Here is a 16,560-nt window from a genome sequence, read left to right as displayed (position 1 = left end):
ATGGGGCGATAGGGTTAACCTGCCCGGGCCGGGTGCCCTCGTACGGGTGGGGAGTGACATGGAACAGATAACAGTGCGCAGCAGGCCGCGTGTGCCTGCGATCACGTGCGGAAGCAGCGCGACCAGTACGCGTCTCGACCGCCATCTCTCAGTGCTGGGCGGTCCCGCCGTCCCGCAGCGTGAGGTGCTGGAAGCGACGTCGCTGATGCGTGAGCTGACCGCGCGTGACACCGCGCACGAGCGCGGCGACAGTGCCGCGCGGGTGCGGCGGGTCTCGCTCTTCGCACCACTGCGGCGACTGCGCCGCACGCTGTTCGGCGGCCACTGACAGGCCGCCCGTCCAGCAGGGCTCACGAGGCCCGCATCCGACCCCGCGCCGTCCGGCGTCGCCGCGCACTTACGCGACCGTCATCCCCACGGCATGCGGCGGACGCCCCGGCGCGGGGGTCGGATGCGGGCCTCTCCCATGCCCGCGTGACGTCCGGGTCACCGGCCGCCGCGTGTGCAGCGGCGCACCGCGAGCGGCACGCACAGCAGGAGCAGGGCCGCGCACCAGGCCAGTGATCCGGCCACCGGGTGCGCCACCGGCCAGGAGGCGCCGTCCGGCACCGGCGCGTTGCCGAAGAGGTCACGGACGGCCGTGCACACCGCGCTGATCGGGTTCCACTCGGCGAGCGTGCGCACCCAGGCGGGCATGCCGTCGGTCGGGATGTACGCGTTGGACAGCAGCGGCAGCATGAACGTGGCGCCGCCCAACTGCCCCGCCGCCTCCTCGCTCTGCGACGCGAGGCCGAGCAGGATGCCCACCCAGGTCGTGGCGAACCGGAACAGCAGCAGCAGTCCGAACGCGCCCAGCGCGCCCGGCACCCCGCCCTCGATCCGCCACCCCATCGCGAGCCCCACAAGGACCAGCGGCACCAGACCGACCGCGGTCGTCAGCAGATCGGCGGCGGCCTGCCCGAGCGGCACGGCGGCCCGGCTCATCGGCAGCGTGCGGAACCGGTCCATGACACCGCGGTGCGCGTCCTGCGCCGACGTGAACATCCCCGTCATGATCCCGTTGGCCGCCGTCGCCGCCAGCATGCCCGGCACCAGGTAGGAGCGGTAGTCGGTGCCCGGCATGGCCAGGGCGCTGCCGAAGACGTACCCGAAGAACAGCAGGAACACGATGGGCATGGTCTGCGTCATGAGCGTGATGGCGGGGGCGTGCCGCACGCGCTGGAGATGGCGGCCCAGCATCGCCGTGCCGTCGTACAGGATCGCGGTACTCATGCGGCGACCTCCGGGGTCTGGTGGTGGGTGCGGGTGAGACGCAGGAACACCTCGTCCAGCGTCGGCGGGCGCAAGGTGGCGTCCATCAGCGGGACGCCGGACGCGTCGAGTTCGCGTACGACGCGGGGGAGCGTGACGGCCGGGTCGAGGACGACCGCGCCGACCGTGCGCCGCTCCGGGTCCAACCGGGGGCGCGCGCCGGTGAGCTGGTCCAGGACCACGGCGGCGGCGTGCAGCGCCTGCTCGCCCGCGTCGTCCGGGACGACGATCTCCGCGTAGTGGCCTATCCGCGCCTTGAGCGCGGCGGGTGTGCCCGAGTGGGCGGCGCGGCCCTCGTCGATCAGCACGATCTCGTCGGCGAGCCGGTCGGCCTCCTCCAGGTACTGCGTGGTCAGCAGGACGGTCGTGCCCGCGCGGGCCAGCTCGCGGACCGCGTCCCAGATCGCGTTCCTGCTGTGCGGGTCGAGGCCGGTCGTCGGCTCGTCGAGGAAGAGGACGGCGGGCCGGGTGATCAGGCTCGACGCGAGATCGAGGCGGCGGCGCAGGCCGCCGGAGTAGGTGCGCGCGAGGCGGTCCGCGACCTCGGTGAGCGCGAACCGCTCGATCAGCTCGTCGGCCCGCGCCCGGGGCGCGCGCAGCAACCGGGCGAACAGGCGCAGGTTCTCCCGCCCGGTCAGCTCCCCGTCGACCGACGCGTACTGCCCGGTGACGCCGATGCTGCCGCGGACGGCGGCCGGGGCGCGCGTGATGTCGTGCCCGGCGACCCGCGCCGTGCCGCCGTCCGGGCGCAGCAGGGTGGTGAGCAGCCGGACCGCGGTCGTCTTCCCGGCGCCGTTCGGCCCGAGCAGTCCGCAGACCGTCCCCTCGCGTACGGCGAGGTCGAGGCCCCGCAGCGCGTGCACGGCCTTCGGGCCCGAACCGAAGCGCTTCTCCAGACCTTCACTAAGTACAGCGTACGTAGAAGTCATGGCCGCACCATAGCGCACTACGTACGCCGTACGTAACTACGATGGTGGGCGAGGTGATGATCCATGGCGGTCCGACCGGCCGTACCCGAAGTGATCTGGGCGCGCCCCGAGCGCGCCGGACGCGGCCCACGGCCCGCGCACAGCAGGGCCGACATCGCGGCGGTGGCCGTGCGGGTGGCCGACGCGGAGGGCGTCGACGCGGTGACCATGCGCAAGATCGCCGCCGAGCTGGGCATGGGCACGATGTCGCTCTACAACTACGTGCCGCGCAAGGAGGACCTGTACGAGCTGATGGTCGACGCCGTCAGCGCCGAGTACGCCTACCCGGAGCCGACCGGCGACTGGCGTGCGGACGTCCTCTCCCTGGCCCGGCAGACCCGGGCCCTGATGCACCGGCACCCCTGGCTGCCACGGCTGATGTCGCCGGTCTACGGCTTCAGCCCGAACGCGCTCACGTACCTGGAGTACTGCCTGCGCTGCCTGGACCCGCTGGAGCTCGCGTACGGCACGAAGATGGAGCTGATCGCCGCCGTGACGGGCGTGGTCACCACCTACGTCGCCAACGAGATCGCCACCGGGGAGCGGACCCGGTCACTGCCGTGGAGCGCCGAACAGGAACAGGCGGTCCGCATCGCCTACCTGGGCGGACAGGTGGCCTCCGGCCGCTACCCGCGCCTCGCCGCGGCGTTCGCCGAGGACTCGGGGCCGATCGATCTGGAGGCGGTGTTCGAGCGGGCGCTGCGCCGGACCGTGGAGGGTTTCGTGACGGGCTGAGGGCCCGCCCGCCGGTAGGGGGCGACGAGGAATTGGCTGGGAGGGGCCGTCAGAGGATGGCGAACTGGCCGCCGGGCCCCTCCTCGGGCTGGTCGAGGACGGTCGCCGGGCGGCGCGCGGTCGCCGGGACCGGCAGCACCTGTGCGCGCCGCAGCTCGTACGGGCCGATGAGGTCGCCGAGCGTACTCCGCAACTCGCTCTGGAGGGGCGTCAGTTCGGCCAGCAGGGTCAGGACCGTGACGAGTTCGAGCAGCTCCGACGTCCAGGGCTGCGGCCAGGTCGCCGGGCGCACGGCCGCCAGCGTGCCCGGCTCGGCCGGTGCCGTGCGGCGCGCGAACCACTGCTCCAGGACGCGGACCCCGCTGACGTGGAAGTCCCAGGCCGCGGCCGGGACCGGCGCGATCCGGCCGTCGCCGACGAGCAGCGCCTCCTCCTCGCGGTCGTGGAGCAGTTCGGCGGGGCGGGCCGGCAGCGGGGCGCGGACGTAGGGGCGGCGCCCGCCGGGCAGCCGCGGGCGGTCCGCGCCCGCCCCGCGCCGGTGCAACCACAGGACACGGCGGCCGAGTTCGACCCCGCGCGCCCACACCTGCGGGTCCACCGGCAGCGGCACCCGGCACTCCTCGGCGTCCCGGGTGGCGCTCGCCAGCACCCAGGCCAGCAGATCCTCGGGCCGCACCGGCACGCCGTACCTGTCCGACAGATAGGTCAGGAGGCCGGGGGCGACGTTGGGTTCGGCGCCGCCCGGGCGCCGGTACAGCGGGCGGATCCGGCCCGGCCGCCCGGCGGGGGAGCGGCCCTCCGGCAGGACGGCGCAGGCCAGCACCGCGGGGCCGCCCGCGCCGGGGACGTACCCCTGTTCCACGAGGAAGAGCTGGTGCTCGTCCGCGACCCGCCACAGTTCGGGCCTGGCCGCGTCGATCAGCCGCTGGTCGGGAATGAGCCACTGCTCGTCGAACGGCCCGTGCAGCACCCGCACGGGCTCCGGGCACGGCCCCTTCGCCCGCGCCAGCGGCTCGGTCCCCGCGCGCCGGCCCGGCAGTTGGGCGGCGCCGGCCCGCAGTGTCCTGGCCCGCGACGGCTGGAGCAGCGCCTCGCGCCGCTCCGAGGGGGACGTGACGAACGCCTTCCAGCGGGCCTTGAGGGACGCGGCGTCCGGCGCGAGCGGCCAGCCGCGGCCCAGGCGCAGGGGCGCCACGGACCACGGCATGAGGTCCGAGAGCGGCATGGCGTCGGTGAGCGGCCCGTCGTTCGTCACGCCCGGCATGGTACGTCGCCTCCGCGGCCCGTCAGTGGGCGTCCAGCGTCACCGTGAAGGAGAAGCGGTCGCCGCGATAGTGGATCACCGCCACGTCGAGCACCTGCCCCTCCTCGTCGTAGGTGATGCCCGTGTAGTGCAGGATCGGGCTGAGCAGCGGGACCTGGAGCAGGCGGGCCGTCTCCGGGTCCGCGAGCCGCGCCTCCACGGAGTCGGTGATCCGGCTGATCCGCACGCCGACCACGTCCCGCAGCACCTTCGTCATCGGCCAGCGCGCCAGATCCGCCACGTCGACCTGCCCGGCCAGCTCCGGTCTGAGGTAGTTGCGGGCGTGGTTCGTCGGCTCGCCCGTCTTGTCGTCGCTGCGCAGCCGGTGGTACGTCGCCACCGACCCCGTCCCCGGGAACAGCTCGGCGTACGCGACCGGGACCGGCGCCGTGCCATGGCCGAGCAGCTCGGTCGTCATCCCGGACTGCTGGGCCACGATGGCGTCGACGGAGCCCAGGAGGCGGACCGGCGCCCCCTGGCGCGCCGACGGCTCGATGAACGTGCCGCGGCGCCGGTGCCGGGTGATCAGCCCCTCGTCCTCCAGCTCCTTGAGGGCCTGCCGCATGGTGAGGACGGAGACCCCGTAATGCCCCGCGAGCTGTTCCTCGGTGGGCAGCCGCAGCGGATCCCGCGGCGACCGGCCGAGTATGGAGGCGCGCAGGGACTGCGACACCTGATACCAGAGCGGCAGTTTGCGGTTCAGGACGATCGAGTCCGGGGCGAAGGAGGTCACGGCCTATCCGTATCGGTCGTGGGCCCGCGACGCAATGCGGCCCCCGCCCTCACCGCCCGTAGTGCCGTTCGAGTCCGCGCCACACGTCGTCGTAGGAGCGTTGCAGATGCTCCGCGCCGACGGCCTGCGCGGTCGCCGTGATCGGCCACCGCGTCTCGAACATGAATGCGAGTCCGTCGTCCACCTTCTGCGGCCTCAGCTCGGCGGCGCTCGCCCGCTCGAACGTCTCCCGGTCGGGACCGTGCGCCGACATCATGTTGTGCAGCGAACCCCCGCCGGGCACGAACCCCTCGGCCTTGGCGTCGTACGCGCCGTCGATGAGCCCCATGTACTCGCTCATCACGTTCCGGTGGAAGTACGGCGGCCGGAACGTGTCCTCGCCCACCAGCCAGCGCGGCGCGAACACCACGAAGTCCACGCCCGCGAGGCCCGGGGTGTCCGACGGCGAGGTGAGCACCGTGAAGATCGACGGGTCCGGGTGGTCGTACGAGATCGTGCCGATGACGTTGAAGCGGTGCAGGTCGTACACGTACGGGACGTGGTTGCCGTGCCAGGCGACGACATCGAGGGGGGAGTGGTCGTACGTGGCCGTCCAGAGGTTGCCGCAGAACTTGTTGACGACCTCCACGGCCCCCTCGGTGTCCTCGTACGCGGCGACGGGGGCCCTGAAGTCCCGCGCGTTCGCCAGGCCGTTGGCGCCGATCGGGCCGAGGTCGGGGAGGCGGAACGGGGCGCCGTAGTTCTCGCAGACGTAGCCGCGGGCGCTCTCGTCGAGGAGTTCCACGCGAAAGCGCACCCCGCGCGGGATCAGCGCGACCTCGCCGGGGTCCGCGGCGAGCAGGCCGAACTCGGTGCGCAGCAGCAGCCCGCCGCGCTCGGGCACGATCAGCAGTTCCCCGTCGGCGTCGCTGAACACCCGGTCCTTCATGGGGGAGTCGGCGTGGTACAGGTGCACGGCCATGCCGGTGCGCTGCGCCGCGTCGCCGTTGCCCCCGAGGGTCCACAGGCCCGACAGCCAGTCCGTGCCGGGCGCGGGCGCGGGCAGCGGGTCCCAGCGGCGGCGGTTGGGGTCGGTGGCGGTCTCCGTGAAGGGGGCGGTGCGCACCGCCCCGTTCTCCACGCGGGTGAACTCCGGGTGCGCGGCGGACGGACGGATCCGGTACAGCCACGAACGCCGGTTGTGCGCGCGGGGCTCGGTGAAGGCCGTACCGCTGAGTTGCTCGGCGTAGAGGCCGAGAGGGGCGCGCTGCGGAGAGTTGCGGCCCTCGGGCAGGGCGCCGGGAACCGCCTGCGAACTGTGTTCGTTCCCGAAACCGGACAGATAGGCCAGACCCTCGGCCGCCTTGCGGACGTCCCCGCTCATCTTCGCTCCCTCGTCCCTGATTCCTATGCACAACCGTAGGATTCGGTACCGGCCCGCGCAAGAGGGCGCCCCTCCCCCCTAGGCTGGCCGTCATGGACCACCCACCGTCCTTGCGCCGCGCGCCCGTGCAGCGGCGCAGTGCCGAGCGGCTGACCCGGATCCTCGACGCCTGCGCGCGGCTCCTCGACGAGGAGGGCTACGACGAACTGAGCACCCGGGCCGTCGCGGTCCGCGCCGACGTGCCCATCGGCTCCGTCTACCGCTTCTTCGGCAACAAGCGCGCCATGGTCGACGCCCTGGCCCAGCGCAACCTGGAGCGCTACGCCGAACGCGTCGCCGAGCGGCTAGGAGGCACGGCGGCGGACGACTGGCGCGGCGCCATGGACGCCGTCCTCGACGAATACCTCGTCATGAAGCGCACCGCGCCCGGCTTCCACCTCGTCGACTTCGGGACGCAGGTCCCCGTCGGCGACCCCGGCGCCGACCCCAACCACCGCGTCGCCGACACGCTCACCGACCTCCTCGCGCCCCATCTCGGCCGCACCCCCGACGCCGCCCTGCGCCGCACCTTCCTCGTCGCCGTGGAGTCCGCCGACGCCCTGGTCCGCCTGGCGTTCCGGATCGATCCGGCGGGTGACGAGCACATCATCGAGGAGACGAGGCAGTTGCTGCGGGCCTATCTGGCGCGGGTGCTGGACCGACCGGAGCGGACCCAGGTGTCGGCGCCGTGAGCGTGCCGATCTCTTCGGCCGACCACCTCCCCCCGCTCCATACCGCTCGGTATGCTCAACTCGCCTGCGCGCCACGCCACCGTCCCGGGAGACGACCATGCCCCGCACCGCCCTGCGTATCTGCCCGCTCTGCGAAGCGACCTGCGGGCTCAGCCTCACCATCGAGGGGAGCCGCGTCACCGGCGCCCGAGGCGACCGGGAGGACGTGTTCAGCAAGGGCTTCATCTGCCCCAAGGGCGCCTCCTTCGGCGCCGTCGACGCCGACCCCGACCGGCTCACCCGGCCCCTCGTGCGCAAGGACGGACGGCTCCAGGAGACCGGCTGGGACGAGGCGTTCGACGCCGTGGCCGCCGGACTGCGACCGGTCATCGAGACATACGGGCCGAACTCCGTCGGCGTCGTCCTCGGCAACCCGAACGTGCACACCATGGCCGGCGCCCTCTACCCGCCGCTCCTCCTCGCCACCCTGCGCACCCGCAACCTCTTCACCGCCTCCACCGTCGACCAGATGCCCAAGCACGTCTCCAGCGGACTGCTGTTCGGCGACGCCAACGCCATCCCCGTGCCCGACCTCGACCGCACCGACCACCTCCTGCTCCTCGGCGCCAACCCCCTGGAGTCCAACGGGAGTCTGTGCACCGCGCCGGACTTCCCCGGCAAGCTGAAGGCGCTGCGCGCCCGCGGCGGCACCCTCACCGTCATCGACCCGCGCCGCACCCGCACCGCCAAGGCGGCCGACCGGCACCTCGCGATCCGGCCCGGCACGGACGCCCTGCTGCTCGCCGCCCTCGCGCACGTCCTCTTCGAGGAGAAACTCGTCGACGTGGGACCGCACCTCGCCGAGCACCTGCACGGCCTCGACGAACTGGCCGCCGCCATGCGGGACTTCACGCCCGAGGCCGTCGCCGGGCGCTGCGACATACCCGCCGACGACATCCGCGGCCTCGCCCGCGCACTCGCCGCGGCGCCCACCGCCGCCGTCTACGGACGCGTCGGCTCCACCACCGTGGCCTTCGGCACCGAGGCGAGCTGGCTCGTCGACGTCCTGAACATCCTCACCGGCAACCTCGACAAGCCCGGCGGCGCCCTGTTCCCCCTCTCCGCCACCGCACCGGCGCCCCGCCCCGCAGGACCGGGCAAGGGCTTCGCCCTCGGCCGCTGGACCAGCCGCGTCTCCGGCCACCCCGAGGCCAAGGGGGAGCTGCCGCTCGCCGCGCTCGCCGAGGAGATCGACACCCCCGGCGAGGGCGCGGTCCGGGCGGTCATCGCGATCGCCGCCAACCCGGTCCTCTCCGCCCCCGACGGCAACCGGCTCGACAAGGCGCTGGAATCGCTCGACTTCATGGTCAGCGTCGACCCCTACCTGAACGAGACGTCCCGGCACGCGCACGTCGTGCTGCCGCCGCCCCCGCCGTCCCGCAGCGGCCACTACGACTTCGCGTTCAACACCTTCGCCGTGCGCAACCAGGCCCGCTACACCCGGCCCGCCGTCCCCCTCGACGACGGACAGCCCGACGAGTGCACCCTCCACGCCCGGCTCGTCCTCGCGGCGGGCGGACACCACGGCGCGTCCGCGGAGACCGTGGACGAGACGGCCATCCGCACCACCCTCGCCAAGGCCGTCGCCACCCCGCACTCGCCCTGCTTCGGCGCCGACCCCGAGCAGCTCGCCCGCGACCTCACCGGCCGCACCGGAGTCGAGCGGCGCCTCGACATGATGCTGCGCCTCGGCCCCTACGACCTCACCCTCGACGATCTGCTCGCCCACCCGCACGGCATCGACCTGGGCCCGCTGGAGCCGCGACTGCCCGGCCTCCTGAAGACCCGCACCGGCCGGATCGAACTCCTGCCGCAGCCCCTCGCCGACGACCTGCCCAGGCTGCGCCGGGCCCTCGGCGACAAGGAGGACGGGCTCGTCCTGGTCGGACGGCGCCATCTGCGCTCCAACAACAGTTGGATGCACAACATCCCCGCCCTCGTCGGCGGCTCCAACCGCTGCACCCTGCACGTCCACCCCGACGACGCGGCCCGGCTCGGGCTGCGCGACGGCCTGCCCGCGCGCGTCACGGCGGCGGGCGGCGCGGTCGTGGCGCCCGTGGAGGTGACGGACGCGGTGCGGCCCGGCGTCGTCAGCCTGCCGCACGGCTGGGGCCACGACCGCCCCGGGACCCGGCTCGGTGTCGCCGCCCAGGACCCCGGGGTGAACGTCAACCAACTGCTCGACGGCAGCCTCCTCGACCCGCTCTCCGGCACCGCCGTCCTCAACGCCGTCCCCGTCGAGGTGGACGCGGAGCCGCAGTCACCGTCGTGACCAGTAGTTTTGCGCTTATTGCTCGCGCGTCAACATCTTGTTAACACGATCGGAACGCCCCTAACGTCGCGCTGACCGCCATCCCCGGGCGGGAGTTCAACGGCGAACGTAGGGACCCACTCCATGCTGACCATCCTCGGATTCGTCATGATCGCCACCTTCCTGGTGCTGATCATGATGAAGAAGGTGTCGCCGATCGCGGCGCTCGTGCTCATCCCGGCGCTCTTCTGCGTCCTGGTGGGCAAGGGCGCGCACCTCGGTGACTACGTCATCGCGGGCATCGGCGACCTGGCGCCGACCGCGGCGATGCTGATGTTCGCGATCGTCTACTTCGGCGTGATGATCGACGTCGGCCTCTTCGACCCGGTCGTGCGGGCCATCCTGCGCTTCGCCAAGGCCGACCCGGTCCGCATCGTCGTCGGCACCGCCGTGCTCGCCGCGATCGTCTCCCTGGACGGCGACGGCTCCACCACCTTCATGATCACCGTCTCGGCGATGTACCCGCTGTACAAGCGTCTGAAGATGAGCCTCGTCGTGATGACCGGAGTCGCGGCGACCGCCAACGGCGTCATGAACACCCTGCCCTGGGGCGGCCCGACGGCCCGCGCCGCCACGGCACTCAAGGTCGACGCCGGCGACATCTTCGTACCGATGATCCCGGCCCTCGCCGTCGGCATGGTCGCCGTCCTCGTCCTCGCCTACGTCCTCGGACGCCGCGAGCGCAAGCGGCTCGGCCACCTCTCCCTGGACGCCGTGGTCGAGGAGACCGTCACCGAGACCGCCGACGAGAAGGTCCTGGTCGGGTCGGGCGGCGGCGCGGGCACCCCGGTCGCCGGCGGCGGCACCGGTGGCGACGCCGCGCCCTCGTACGAGAACGAGGACGGGGAGACCCTGGCCGGGCTCGACCCGCACCGCGCCACCCTGCGCCCCAGGCTGTACTGGTTCAACGCGCTCCTCACGGTCGCCCTGCTCACCGCCATGATCATGGAGCTGCTGCCGATCCCGGTCCTCTTCATGCTCGGCGCCGCCCTCGCCCTGTCCGTCAACTTCCCGCACATGCAGGACCAGAAGGCCCGCATCGGCGCCCACGCCGAGAACGTCCTCAACGTCTCCGGGATGGTCTTCGCCGCCGCCGTCTTCACCGGCGTCCTCCAGGGCACCGGCATGGTCGACCACATGGCGAAGTGGGTCGTCAGCGGCATCCCCGACTGGATGGGCCCGCACATGGCCCTGGTCACCGGCGTGCTCTCCATCCCCTTCACGTACTTCATGTCGAACGACGGCTTCTACTTCGGCATCGTGCCGGTCCTCGCCGAGGCCGGGAACGCGCACGGTGTCTCCACCCTGGAGATCGCCCGGGCCTCCCTCGTCGGCCAGCCGCTGCACATGTCGAGCCCTCTGGTGCCCGCCGTGTACGTCCTCGTCGGCATGGCCAAGGTCGAGTTCGGCGACCACACCAGGTTCACCGTGAAATGGGCCGCGCTGACCGCCCTGGTGGTCCTCGGCGCGGGCCTGCTGTTCGGGATCGTGTGACCCGGTGAACCGGGCCTGGCTGCTGCGCCTCGTCATCGCCTTCGGCTTCGCGCAGGCGGCGGTGTCGATGGCGCGGCCCGCCGTCTCCTACCGGGCCCTCGCGCTCGGTGCCGACGAACGCGCGGTGGGTGTCATCGCCGGTGTCTACGCCCTCCTCCCGCTGTTCGCCGCGGTCCCGCTCGGCCGGCGCACCGACCACGGCCGCTGCGCCCCGCTGCTGTGGGCCGGCGTCGTACTGATCTCCGGCGGCTGCGCGCTCAGCGGCCTCGCGCACTCCCTCGTGGCGATGGCCGCGTGGAGCGGGGTGATGGGCCTCGGCCACCTCTGCTTCGTCATCGGCGCCCAGTCGATCGTGGCCCGCCGGTCCGCCCCCGACCAACAGGACCGCGACTTCGGCCACTTCACCATCGGCGCCTCCCTCGGCCAGCTCATCGGACCCGTCGCGGCCGGCGCCCTGATCGGCGGCCCGGACAGGGCGGGCACGAGCGCCCTCGCGCTGCTGGTCGCGGCGGGCGGCTGCGTGGTGGCGTTCACGTCGCTCTGGCGCATCGAGGCCCGTCCCACGGCCGCGGACACCGGCCCCGCGAAGGGTGACACGCGCGTCCCCGTGCACCGCATCCTGGGCACCCGCGGCGTCCCCGGCGGCATCTACATCAGCCTCGCCGTGCTCTCGGCGACCGACATCCTCACCGCGTACCTCCCGGTGGTCGGCGAGGACCGCGGCATCGCCCCCTCCGTCATCGGGGTCCTGCTGAGCCTGCGCGCCGGGGCGACGATCGCCTGCCGGCTCGTCATGACCCCGCTCATCGACTGGCTCGGCCGCGCCGCCCTCATCACCACCACCTGCCTGCTGGCCGCCGTGCTCTGCGCGGGCATCGCCCTCCCGGTCCCGGTCTGGGCGCTCGGCCTGATGCTGGTGCTGCTCGGCTTCTGCCTCGGCGTCGGGCAGCCGCTGTCCATGACCACGGTGGTCCGGGCCGCGCCCCCGGGCGCCCGCTCCACCGCGCTCGCCCTGCGGCTGACCGGCAACCGGCTCGGCCAGGTCGCGGCCCCGGCGTCGGCGGGACTCGTCGCGGGTCTGGTGGGCACGGCCGCGCCGTTCGTGATGCTCGGCGGGCTGCTGCTGATCGCGGCGGGGCTCGGGGCGACAGGTGACCGACGTCTCTGGCGCCGGAAAACTATCAGCGCTAGTTTGGGGGTGACGACGCGCGCGCACCACGAGACGCCGAGCCCGCACCAGAAGGAGAGCCCATGAAGGCCCACGACGGGATGTACATCGACGGGGCCTGGCGCCCGGCCGCGGGCGGCGGCACCATCGCCGTCGTCAACCCGGTCGACGAGCAGGTCATCGGCCATGTCCCCGCGGGCACCGCCGAGGACGTCGACACCGCCGTGCGCGCCGCCCGGGCCGCCTTCCCCGGCTGGGCCGCGACGCCGCCCGCCGAGCGCGCCGCGCGGATCGCCGCGCTCCGCGACGTCCTCGCCGCCCGCAAGGACGAGATCGCCGAGACGGTCACCGCGGAGCTGGGCGCCCCGCTGAAGTTCTCGCAGACGGTGCACGCGGGCGTACCGGTCCTCGTCGCGGGTTCGTACGCCGAACTCGCCGCGACCTACCCGTTCGAGGAGAAGGTCGGCAACTCCACCGTCTACTCCGAGCCGGTCGGCGTCGTCGGCGCCATCACGCCCTGGAACTACCCGCTCCACCAGATCGTCGCCAAGGTCGCCCCGGCGCTCGCCGCGGGCTGCACCGTCGTCCTCAAGCCCGCCGAGGACACGCCGCTGACCGCCCAGCTCTTCGCCGAGGCGGTCCACGAGGCGGGCCTGCCCGCGGGCGTCTTCAACCTGGTCACCGGGGTCGGCGCGGTCGCGGGCCAGGCCCTCGCCGAGCACGCCGACGTCGACCTGATCTCCTTCACCGGGTCCACCGCCGTCGGCCGGCGGATCGGCGCGACGGCGGGCGCGGCCGTCAAGCGCGTCGCCCTCGAACTGGGCGGCAAGTCGGCCAACGTCATCCTGCCCTCCGCCGACCTCGGCAAGGCCGTCAACGTCGGCGTCGCCAACGTGATGGGCAACTCCGGCCAGACGTGCAGCGCCTGGACCCGCATGCTCGTCCACACCTCGCAGTACGACGAGGCGGTCGAGCTCGCCGCGACCGCCGCCGCCAAGTACGGCGACCGCATCGGCCCGCTCGTCAACGCCAAGCAGCAGGAACGCGTGCGCGGCTACATCGAGAAGGGCGTCGCCGAGGGGGCCCGGATCGTGGCGGGCGGCCCCGAGTCGCCGCGCGAGCAGGGCTACTTCGTGCAGCCCACCGTCTTCGCCGACGTCACGCCCGACATGACCGTCGCCCAGGAGGAGATCTTCGGCCCGGTCCTCTCCCTCATCCGCTACGAGGACGAGGACGACGCCGTCCGGATCGCCAACGGCACCGTGTACGGGCTCGCGGGCGCCGTCTGGGCCGGTGACGAGGCGGAGGCCGTCGCCTTCGCGCGCCGCATGGAGACCGGGCAGGTCGACATCAACGGCGGCCGTTTCAACCCGCTCGCCCCGTTCGGCGGCTACAAGCAGTCGGGCGTCGGCCGCGAGCTGGGCTCGCACGGCCTGTCCGAGTACCTCCAGACCAAGTCCCTCCAGTTCTGAGGAAGTTGATCCCTTCATGGTCCGCGCCGCAGTACTGCCCGCCGTCGGCTCCCCGCTGGAGATCGCCGACATCGACCTGCCCGAGCCGGGGCCCGGCCAGGTCCGTATCAAGCTCGCCGCCGCCGGGGTCTGCCACTCCGACCTGTCCCTGACCAACGGCACGATGCGCCTGCCCGTCCCCGCCGTCCTCGGCCACGAGGGCGCGGGCACCGTCGTCTCCGTCGGCGAGGGCGTCGCACAGGTCGCGCCCGGCGACGAGGTGGTCCTCAACTGGGCACCGTCGTGCGGGAAATGCCACCCGTGCTCGCTCGGCGAGGTATGGCTGTGCGTCGACGCGCTGGCCGGCGCGGCCGACGTGTACGCGCACCGCTCCTGCGACGGCTCCGACCTGCACCCCGGCCTGAACGTCGCCGCGTTCGCCGAGGAGACCGTCGTCGCCGCCAACTGCGTCCTGCCCGCCCCGGCCGGTGTCCCCCTCGCGGACGCGGCGCTCCTCGGCTGCGCCGTGCTCACCGGATACGGCGCGGTCCACCACTCCGCGCGGGTCCGCGAGGGCGAGACCGTCGCGGTGTTCGGTGTCGGCGGCGTCGGCCTCGCCACCCTCCAGGCCGCGCGCATCGCGGGCGCCTCGAAGATCATCGCGGTCGACGTCTCCCCGGCCAAGGAGGAGCTGGCCCGCGGGGCGGGCGCCACGGACTACGTGGTCGCCTCCGAGACCACCGCCCGCGAGATCCGCGCGCTCACCGGCAAGCAGGGCGTGGACGTGGCCGTCGAGTGCGTCGGCCGCGCCGTGACGATCCGCACCGCCTGGGAGTCGACCCGCCGCGGCGGGCGGACCACGGTCGTCGGCATCGGCGGCAAGGACCAGCAGGTCACCTTCAACGCCCTGGAGATCTTCCACTGGGGCCGCACCCTCGCGGGCTGCGTCTACGGCAACTCCGACCCGGCCAGGGACCTCCCGGTCCTCGCCGACCACATCCGCGCGGGCCGCCTGGACCTGAGCGCGCTCGTGACGGAACACATCACCCTGGACGACATCCCGGCGGCGTTCGACAACATGGTGGCAGGCAAGGGCGGCCGGGCCCTGGTCATGTTCTGACACCGCCCCGCCCGCCGCACCGCTCACCGCCCCGACGCCCTCACCGCCGCTTCCCGGCGGAGGCGGGCGCCGGGGCGGACTCCACGGCGAGGCGGCGCCGCGAACGGGCCACCGCCACCCCGGCCAGGCACAGCGCGCCCCCGCCGAGCGTGACGAGCCCCGGCACCTCGTCGAGGAGGAGCCAGGACATCAGGACGACCAGGGCGGGCACGGCGTACGTCGTTGCGCCCATGCGGCTCGCGGACGTGCGGGCCAGCGCGTACGCCCAGGTGGTGAAGGCGAGCGCGGTCGGGAACACGCCCAGATAGAGCACGTTGAGCGTCGCCGAGGCGGGCGCGCGGGCCGCGTCGTGCACCAACTGCCCGGCGAACGGCAGGCACGCCACCGCCCCGATCAGACACCCGAAGGTCGTCACCTGCAACGCACTGGCCCGCGCCAGCGCCGGCTTCTGCGCCACGACCCCGCAGGCGTACCCGACCGCGGCGACGACGCACAGCACCACGCCCACGACCGACGCGTCGCCCTCACCGGCCATGGAGAACCCGACGGCGACCGCGCCCGCGAAGGACACCGCCATCCCGGCGAGCAGCCGCGGCGGCAGCGGATCGCCGAGGAACCGGGCGGAGAGCAGCGCGACCAGGATCGGGCCGATGTTGACGACCAGCGCGGCCGTCCCCGCGTCGACCTGCTGCTCGCCCCAGTTGAGGGCGACCATGTACACCCCGAACCAGAGCACCCCCGACACGACGATGCCGCGCCACGCCTCCCGGGGCGGCAGCCCTTCGCGCCGCACGGCCCAGATGACGCCGAGCACGAGGGCCCCGGCGAGCAGCCGGCCGAGGGCGAGGGCGCCGGGGGAGTAGTGGGCCCCCGCGCTGCGGATGCCCACGAAGGCGGAGGCCCACAGGACGACGGTGACGCATGCGGCGAGTGCTCCGGTGCGGGAGGTGGTCATGGCGGGGTCTCCTGGTGGGTCGATGGCCGATGGCCGATGGCCGGCGGTGGATGAAGGGCGCATGCGGTGCGCGTCTCAGGGGCACAGGGAACTGCGCGAGAAGCCCCTCGCGCCGGACCGGGTCACAGAGCCTCGGGTACTCCCAGCTCGGCCGAGAGCACGGCGGCTCCGGCCGCGGTCACCCGGACCGCCCGCTCGGAGCCGACCCGCTCCACCCAGCCGGAGTCGAACGCGTGGCGGCACAACGCCGCCCCCGCCACCCCGGCCAGATGCAGACGCCGCTCCGTCCAGTCCAGGCACCCCCGCGCGAGAGGCCGCCGCCCGCCCGGACCGAGCGCGGCGCCGAGCCCGAGGCCGCGGAACCAGCCGAGCCCCGCGTCGGTCAGCGAGAACCCCGCGTCCACGCGCAGCAGCCCCCGCTCCACCATCCCGTCGGTCACGGCGATCCCGAGCCGCCCGGCCAGATGGTCATAGCAGGTGCGCCCGCGCGCCATCGCCTCCCGCGCCGACGACGCCCGCAGCGTGCGGGGCCGCTCGCCGCCACCGGGCACGGCGTACGCGGCGAGCCCCTCCACGAGCTGCGCCACGCGCGCGTCGGCGAGACGCAGGTAGCGGTGCCTGCCCTGGCGTTCCTCCGCGAGGAGCCCGCCCGCGACGAGCTTGCCGAGGTGCTCGCTCGCGGTGGACGCGGCGACGCCCGCGTGCCGCGCGAGTTCGCCCGCGGTCCACGCCCTCCCGTCGAGCAGTGCCAGCAGGCACGCGGCGCGGGTCTCGTCGGCGAACAGCGAGGCGAGCGCGGCGAGCCGCGGGGCGCCCGGTTGTCTGGAAGCAGCCATGGCTCAAGGATGCGGGGCGCACGCTTCGGCGCGGGCCGAACG

At 73.6% G+C, this 16,560-nt stretch carries 15 protein-coding genes; 8 read left to right on the top strand and 7 right to left on the bottom strand.

The window, feature by feature from the left end:
- Positions 1 to 58: 58 nt before the first annotated feature.
- Positions 59 to 328: a hypothetical protein gene (locus ACIRF8_RS32795; RefSeq protein WP_404220884.1), complete on the top strand. Its 270-nt coding sequence runs from the start codon at positions 59 to 61 to the stop codon at positions 326 to 328.
- A gap of 158 nt (positions 329 to 486) precedes the next feature.
- Here ACIRF8_RS32795 and ACIRF8_RS32790 read toward each other — a convergent pair whose 3' ends face one another.
- On the bottom strand, positions 487 to 1,272 hold the full coding sequence (locus ACIRF8_RS32790) for an ABC transporter permease (protein ID WP_404220882.1): 786 nt from the start codon (positions 1,270 to 1,272) through the stop codon (positions 487 to 489).
- On the bottom strand, positions 1,269 to 2,240 hold the full coding sequence (locus tag ACIRF8_RS32785) for an ATP-binding cassette domain-containing protein (protein ID WP_404220880.1): 972 nt from the start codon (positions 2,238 to 2,240) through the stop codon (positions 1,269 to 1,271). The genes ACIRF8_RS32790 and ACIRF8_RS32785 overlap by 4 nt, the downstream gene beginning before the upstream one ends.
- Before the next feature lie 63 nt (positions 2,241 to 2,303).
- Between ACIRF8_RS32785 and ACIRF8_RS32780 the strand changes: the two genes are divergently transcribed.
- On the top strand, positions 2,304 to 3,014 hold the full coding sequence (locus ACIRF8_RS32780) for a TetR/AcrR family transcriptional regulator (protein WP_404220878.1): 711 nt from the start codon (positions 2,304 to 2,306) through the stop codon (positions 3,012 to 3,014).
- A 49-nt stretch (positions 3,015 to 3,063) separates the two neighbouring features.
- Here the strand turns inward: ACIRF8_RS32780 and ACIRF8_RS32775 are convergent, their stop codons facing one another.
- The 3 genes from ACIRF8_RS32775 to hmgA are packed head-to-tail and all read right to left on the bottom strand — an operon-like array spanning position 3,064 to position 6,413.
- Positions 3,064 to 4,278: a type ISP restriction/modification enzyme gene (locus tag ACIRF8_RS32775; protein ID WP_404220875.1), complete on the bottom strand. Its 1,215-nt coding sequence runs from the start codon at positions 4,276 to 4,278 to the stop codon at positions 3,064 to 3,066.
- Between the two features lie 22 nt (positions 4,279 to 4,300).
- On the bottom strand, positions 4,301 to 5,050 hold the full coding sequence (locus tag ACIRF8_RS32770) for a GntR family transcriptional regulator (RefSeq protein ID WP_404220873.1): 750 nt from the start codon (positions 5,048 to 5,050) through the stop codon (positions 4,301 to 4,303).
- A 49-nt stretch (positions 5,051 to 5,099) separates the two neighbouring features.
- The gene (gene hmgA / locus ACIRF8_RS32765) at positions 5,100 to 6,413 is read right to left on the bottom strand and encodes a homogentisate 1,2-dioxygenase (protein WP_404220870.1); all 1,314 of its coding nucleotides are present in this window, start codon (positions 6,411 to 6,413) and stop codon (positions 5,100 to 5,102) included.
- Positions 6,414 to 6,505: 92 nt separating this feature from the next.
- Here hmgA and ACIRF8_RS32760 point away from each other — a divergent pair, with 92 nt between their 5' ends.
- From ACIRF8_RS32760 to ACIRF8_RS32735, 6 genes are all read left to right on the top strand, one after another.
- A complete protein-coding gene (locus ACIRF8_RS32760) occupies positions 6,506 to 7,144 on the top strand; it encodes a TetR family transcriptional regulator (RefSeq protein WP_404220867.1) in 639 nt (212 codons plus the stop codon).
- A 97-nt stretch (positions 7,145 to 7,241) separates the two neighbouring features.
- Entirely contained in the window at positions 7,242 to 9,455 is a 2,214-nt protein-coding gene (locus ACIRF8_RS32755) for a molybdopterin oxidoreductase family protein (protein WP_404220865.1), read from the top strand.
- Between the two features lie 123 nt (positions 9,456 to 9,578).
- Positions 9,579 to 10,988, top strand: a complete 1,410-nt coding sequence (locus ACIRF8_RS32750) for a CitMHS family transporter (RefSeq protein WP_404220863.1) — start codon at positions 9,579 to 9,581, stop codon at positions 10,986 to 10,988.
- Between the two features lie 4 nt (positions 10,989 to 10,992).
- Positions 10,993 to 12,243: an MFS transporter gene (locus ACIRF8_RS32745; protein ID WP_404220860.1), complete on the top strand. Its 1,251-nt coding sequence runs from the start codon at positions 10,993 to 10,995 to the stop codon at positions 12,241 to 12,243.
- Positions 12,240 to 13,628 (top strand): aldehyde dehydrogenase family protein, encoded by a 1,389-nt coding sequence (locus ACIRF8_RS32740; protein ID WP_404220858.1) that lies wholly within the window; start codon positions 12,240 to 12,242, stop codon positions 13,626 to 13,628. Before ACIRF8_RS32745 ends, ACIRF8_RS32740 begins: the two co-directional genes overlap by 4 nt.
- A 16-nt stretch (positions 13,629 to 13,644) precedes the next feature.
- Positions 13,645 to 14,727 carry a Zn-dependent alcohol dehydrogenase gene (locus ACIRF8_RS32735; RefSeq protein WP_404220856.1) on the top strand — a complete coding sequence of 361 codons (1,083 nt, stop codon included), beginning with the start codon at positions 13,645 to 13,647 and terminating at the stop codon, positions 14,725 to 14,727.
- A gap of 40 nt (positions 14,728 to 14,767) precedes the next feature.
- On the opposite strand, the gene ACIRF8_RS32730 is transcribed toward ACIRF8_RS32735, so the two are convergent.
- Together ACIRF8_RS32730 and ACIRF8_RS32725 are read right to left on the bottom strand one after the other, a co-directional pair.
- Complete coding sequence (locus ACIRF8_RS32730) at positions 14,768 to 15,682, bottom strand: DMT family transporter (RefSeq protein WP_404220853.1); 915 nt, start codon at positions 15,680 to 15,682, stop codon at positions 14,768 to 14,770.
- Between the two features lie 122 nt (positions 15,683 to 15,804).
- Complete coding sequence (locus tag ACIRF8_RS32725; protein WP_404220850.1) at positions 15,805 to 16,518, bottom strand: ArsR/SmtB family transcription factor; 714 nt, start codon at positions 16,516 to 16,518, stop codon at positions 15,805 to 15,807.
- Positions 16,519 to 16,560 lie beyond the last annotated feature (42 nt).

Origin of the sequence: Streptomyces sp. NPDC102406, from assembly GCF_044765725.1 — a bacterium.
Lineage (GTDB): Bacteria > Actinomycetota > Actinomycetes > Streptomycetales > Streptomycetaceae > Streptomyces.
The sequence above is the reverse complement of the archived record's forward strand: the minus strand, read 5'-3'. Positions and strand labels throughout refer to the sequence as shown.